This window comes from Streptomyces sparsus, assembly GCF_054776295.1.
The window spans coordinates 1-4,632 of record NZ_BAAHCA010000358.1 but is presented as its reverse complement, the minus strand read 5'-3'; the positions used below and the strand labels follow the sequence as shown (position 1 = coordinate 4,632).

The window sequence follows — 4,632 nt, the reverse complement described above, 5'->3', positions numbered from 1 at the left end:
GTCGCGGTGGCGAGCCGCAGCAGCTGCCTGCCGAGCCCGACCGTCGGCGCGTCGGGCGGCAGGCACCGGGTGGTGGTGCAGGGTGCGGCCGGCAGCCACGGGTGGCGGCCGGTCATCAGGCGGGCACAAGGGAGAGGAAGTGCCGCAGGTAGCGCGGGTGGATGTCCTTCAGCGACAGCAGGACGTAGAAGTCGGCGACGCCGAACTCCGGGTCGTGGGCGGGTTCGCCGCAGACCTTGGCGCCCAGCCGCAGGTATCCGCGGAGCAGCGGCGGCAGCTCGGTGCGCGCCTCTTCGGCGCCGGAGCCGGCGGGCCGCCACGGGTTGCGGGGGGTGACGCGCAGTTCCTCGGGCGCCAGGTGGCGTTCGGCGACGCGGGTCCGGACCCCGGCGGCCAGCCGGCCGCCGTCGGCGAGCGGCACCGAGCAGCAGCCTGCCAGCCAGTTGTGGCCGGTGCGGGTGAGGTAGCGGGCGATGCCGGCCCACATGAGGGCGATGACGGCGCCGTCGCGGTGGTCGGGGTGCACGCAGGAGCGGCCGAGTTCGACCAGGTCGGGGTGGAGGTCCCGGTGGGCGCGGAGGTCGAACTCGCTCTCCGCGTACAGGCGTCCGGCGACGCGGGCCCGGTCGGGCGGCAGCAGGCGGTAGGTGCCGACGACGGCCCCGGTGCGGTTCTCGGTGACCAGCAGGTGGTCGCAGTAGGCGTCGAACGGGTCGGTGTCCAGGCCCGGTTCGGGGCCTGCGAGCAGCGCGCCCAGTTCACCGGCGAACACGTCGTGGCGCAGCCGCTGTGCGGCGCGGACCTCACTCTCGTCGCGGGCGAGCGAGACGGTGTAGCGGGTGGCCGGCACCCCGGCGCCGGCCGGGACCCCGGCTGTGCGCTGCGCGGGGACCGTGGCGGGTGCGGGGGCGGAGAGGGGCGCGGGGGCGGAGAGGGGTGCGGGGGCCAGTGGCGTCGTCACGGTGGTTCTCCTGTTCGCTGCGGGAGGGGTCGCGGCGGTGACCGGACCCGGCACCCCTTTCTTGTCCGGGCGCGCTGGCCGTGGCGTGGCCGGGGAGGAGCGGACGGATGTGCGCTGCCTTAACAGGTGCTTCGGCCGGGTCCGGGCTCCGGCACAGCGGTGTCCGGGCCGCGTGGCGCGGACGCGCCGGACACCCCCGCTCACCTGGTCGTTCCGCCGCCCGGCGGCTCCGTGGGCGAGCGGCGCGGCACCGGTTCCGTGCACGGCGCATCGACGCGCCCTGCACGCCGGAGCGGGGAGTTGGCACAATCTGCCGCGGGTCACGACACGACGGACGGGAGCGGGAGATGACGCGCACGGATTTCACCGTGGAGGTGAGCGGCACTTCCGGCTCGCACGGCGGACTGTGGCCCGAGGGTGAGTGCTTCATGCTGCTGCCGGACGGTGAGCACCGGGCGGAGGCCGCGCTGGCGCGGGTCTCGCTGGTGAAGCCGGGTACGCCGCTCGGTCCGGCACGCCGGTCGGCAGTCGCCCTGCAGACCACCGTGGCGGAGGTGGAGCAGCGCACCGAGTCGCTGCGCGCCGAGCACGAGGACCATCCGGTGCTGGTCCTGCACGACCGGGAGGGCCCCGACGAGGTGTGGTGCGCGGTGCGGCCGGAGGCGGCGCCGGACGGGGGCGAGCCGCGCGCCTTCGATGTCGTCGACGCCGAGGAGCAGCCGATCTGCCGGATCAGCCGCGGCCGGTCGGCGCTGACCGGGCGGGCGTGCTGGCGGATCGATCCGGCGGACGGCGGCGCCCCGCTGCTGGGGCACAAGGGCACGCTGCTCGGCTGGGCGGGTTTTGTACTGCTGCTGCCGCTGTGGTGTGTCTTCTTCGTCGTGTCGTTGCTGATCACGCTGGTGACGCTCGGCGACACCACGGAACTGATCGTCTGGGGCTGTCCGCGCCGCACGGTGTGGCGCCGGCGAGGCGCACGCCGTGCGGCGCTGGACTTCCGTTACCTGCGGGCGCAGTACCTGTGGCACCACGAACGCCTCGACCGGCGGGTGGCGTTCGCCCAGGCGGCACTGCACCAGTTCGCCAAGTACCGCTAGACGTCAGCCAGTTGGCCTGCGCCGCGGGTCAGCGGGCGCGGGCCACGGCGATGGAGCCGGCGAGGCGCTCACCGGCCTCGTAGACCATGTACTCCACTCCGCGGTCGGTGCCGAAGCTGGGCGCGGCGGCCCGTCCGCTGTCGGGTCCGCCGGACATCGGGCGGTGGAAGACGCCGAGGTGGTTCCGGCGGCTGAAGTCGTTGCCGACCTCGGTGATGAGGATGTTGCCGCCGCTGCCCTTGTCGGTGTGGTAGACGACGTACGTGCTGTTGTTGCGCCACAGCAGGTGCGGGCCGCTGAGGTTGGTCACGCCGACCTGCTGCGGCCGTACCAGGGGTTGCTGCGCGAAGCTCCAGTTCCGGCCGTCCGCCGACCATCCCCAGCCGATGGAGCGGCGGTTGGTGGTGTCGTTGATCATGAAGACCATGACGTACCGGGCGCCACGGGCGGGCAGGTCGTGCCGGAACACCCGGGCGTAGGAGGCCTCCGTGGCGCCCGACGGCAGCATCGACGTGGTGAGCACCGTCTTGTCGTAGCGGAAGTTGATGCCGTCGGTGGAGCGGGCGAGCCGGGTGGTGGTGTTCTCGCCGTGGAAGTACAGCCACATCTCGCGTGCGTCGGCGTTCCACATGACGTGCGGCGAGGACACGTGGCTGACGGAGTAGTGGGGCGCCCAGTCGTTGGCGACGAGCGGGTTGCCCGGGTACTCCGTGTAGGGGCCGGCGAGGGAGTCGGCGTAGGCGAGGCAGATGCCGCCCGGCCTGTCGTGCGGCGCGTAGTAGAGGTAGTACCGGCCGAGCGGCGAGCGGAGCCGGTCGTACACGCCCCGGATGCAGGGGAAGATGATCTCCCCGGTGGGGTTGTGGTGGGTCAGTTGTCCGGGTGTCAGCAGGGTGCGCAGGTAGGTGTAGTCGGGGAACCGAGCCGGTGCGGCGGCCGCCCTGCCCGTGCCCAGGGCGGTGAGCCCGCCGCCGGCGGCCACGGCCGTCCCGGTGGCCAGTGCGGTGCGCAGCGGGCTGCGTCGTTTCACGGTGTGCTCCTTGTGGTGGGCGGTGCGGGTGCTGCCGGTCGTGGGGGCCGGTGGTGAGGGGCCGGTCGTTCGGGAGGTGCCGTCCCGGCGGGGAGGTGCCGGTCAGAGGTGGAGGGCGGCGGTGACGGTGAGGCCCGCGAGCGCCACGCACCACACGTACGGCAGGGTGCGGAGCATGACCTGCTGCGGTGACACCCCGGCGTACTGGGCGCTCCACACGGTCTGGGTGCTGGTGGGGTCGGCGACGCCGAAGACCTGGTTGTAGGAGGAGGTCAGGCCGAGCACGGCGACGGCCGGGTAGATGCCGGCGGCGATGAGCACGCCGGCGATGCCGGCGCCCAGGCCGTAGACGTTGAGCGGTCCGCGGTAGAGGCACAGCGGGACCAGCGCGGTGAAGACGAGGACGAACACGATCGGGTTCTGCGGGCTGACGGCCTCCGCCAGCGGTTCCAGTGCCTCGATGGCGCCGGGCAGCCGGACGGCGGAGAGCAGCATGCCGATGGCGATGAACAGCACGATCGGCGGTGCGGCGACGTCGAAGCCCGCGTAGAGCGTCCGGAGCAGTCGGCGGCTGAGGTCACCGGGGCGGGTGGTGGTGACCAGCGCGTACAGCACGCCCGCCAGCAGCGAGGGGATGATGGCGAGTTCGAAGCCGAGGGCGAGCACCAGCGGGACCGCCGGGGTGAGCAGCGCGTACCAGGGTGCGTCGCCCGGGCGGCGGGACCGCCGCGGACCGCCGGACCTGGCCGGGACCGACTTGAGCGACCAGGCGTGCTCGACGCCGCGGCGGCGGGTCTCCACCAGGACGAACAGCACGGCGAAGAACAGCGCGAACGGGAACAGCTTCAGCATGAAACCGCGCACCGTCGGGATCGGCAGTTCCAGCGCGGTGGAGAAGAACTGCCAGATGGGCAGTTCGAACGGCATGCCGGCGGCGATGCCCATCAGGATGGTGCCGGCCGCGGTGATCTTCGGGATACCGACCGCGATCATCGCGGGAATGCCGATGATGCCGGCGAGCATGGCCGCCGGGGCGGACCCGGTGACGGTGCCCACCAGGATGGACACGCCCAGCACACCGAGTGCCACGACGGTGGGGCGGTCGCCGCCGAACTCGACGATCCTGCGGACCAGGGTGCCGGCGATACCGGTCTCGTCGAGCAGTTTGCCCAGCCAGGAGCCGAGCAGGATGGCGATCATGGTGGCGGCGAGCAGGGGCGCGCCTTCCTGGAGCACGGTGTCGACGACACTGTTCTCGCCGGTGGAGGGTGCCCCGGCGACGAGGGCGACGGCGACGGCGAGCAGGACCAGGGCGAACGCCGTGGGCAGTTTGCGGCTGAGCATCAGTCCGACGCCGGCCAGCATGATCAGGAGAATGACGATTCCCATGGCGGCCTCAGTTCTTTCCTGCGGTGGTGGTGAGCGCCTCGGCGAGCGCTGCGGTGAGCAGCAGCGGGCTGCGGCCCAGGCCGCCGGTGGTGCGGGCGTAGCCGTGCGCGGTGAGTTCCTCGGCGCCGGCGACGTGCCCGCGCAGTCGCAGGCGG

4 protein-coding genes are annotated in these 4,632 nt (G+C 72.9%); 1 reads left to right on the top strand and 3 read right to left on the bottom strand.

What is annotated here, in order from left to right; translation table 11 throughout:
- Nucleotides 1-115: 115 nt before the first annotated feature.
- Nucleotides 116-850 carry a GNAT family N-acetyltransferase gene (locus tag ACYVE9_RS16300; RefSeq protein ID WP_461028584.1) on the bottom strand — a complete coding sequence of 245 codons (735 nt, stop codon included), beginning with the start codon at nt 848-850 and terminating at the stop codon, nt 116-118.
- A gap of 458 nt (nt 851-1,308) precedes the next feature.
- On the opposite strand from ACYVE9_RS16300, the gene ACYVE9_RS16295 reads away from it, so the two are divergent.
- Nucleotides 1,309-2,058: a hypothetical protein gene (locus tag ACYVE9_RS16295; RefSeq protein ID WP_461028583.1), complete on the top strand. Its 750-nt coding sequence runs from the start codon at nt 1,309-1,311 to the stop codon at nt 2,056-2,058.
- A 28-nt stretch (nt 2,059-2,086) separates the two neighbouring features.
- Here ACYVE9_RS16295 and ACYVE9_RS16290 read toward each other — a convergent pair whose 3' ends face one another.
- Together ACYVE9_RS16290 and ACYVE9_RS16285 are read right to left on the bottom strand one after the other, a co-directional pair.
- Nucleotides 2,087-3,088: a hypothetical protein gene (locus ACYVE9_RS16290; RefSeq protein ID WP_461028582.1), complete on the bottom strand. Its 1,002-nt coding sequence runs from the start codon at nt 3,086-3,088 to the stop codon at nt 2,087-2,089.
- Nucleotides 3,089-3,190: 102 nt separating this feature from the next.
- On the bottom strand, nt 3,191-4,477 hold the full coding sequence (locus ACYVE9_RS16285; protein WP_461028581.1) for a transporter: 1,287 nt from the start codon (nt 4,475-4,477) through the stop codon (nt 3,191-3,193).
- Nucleotides 4,478-4,632: the final 155 nt, after the last annotated feature.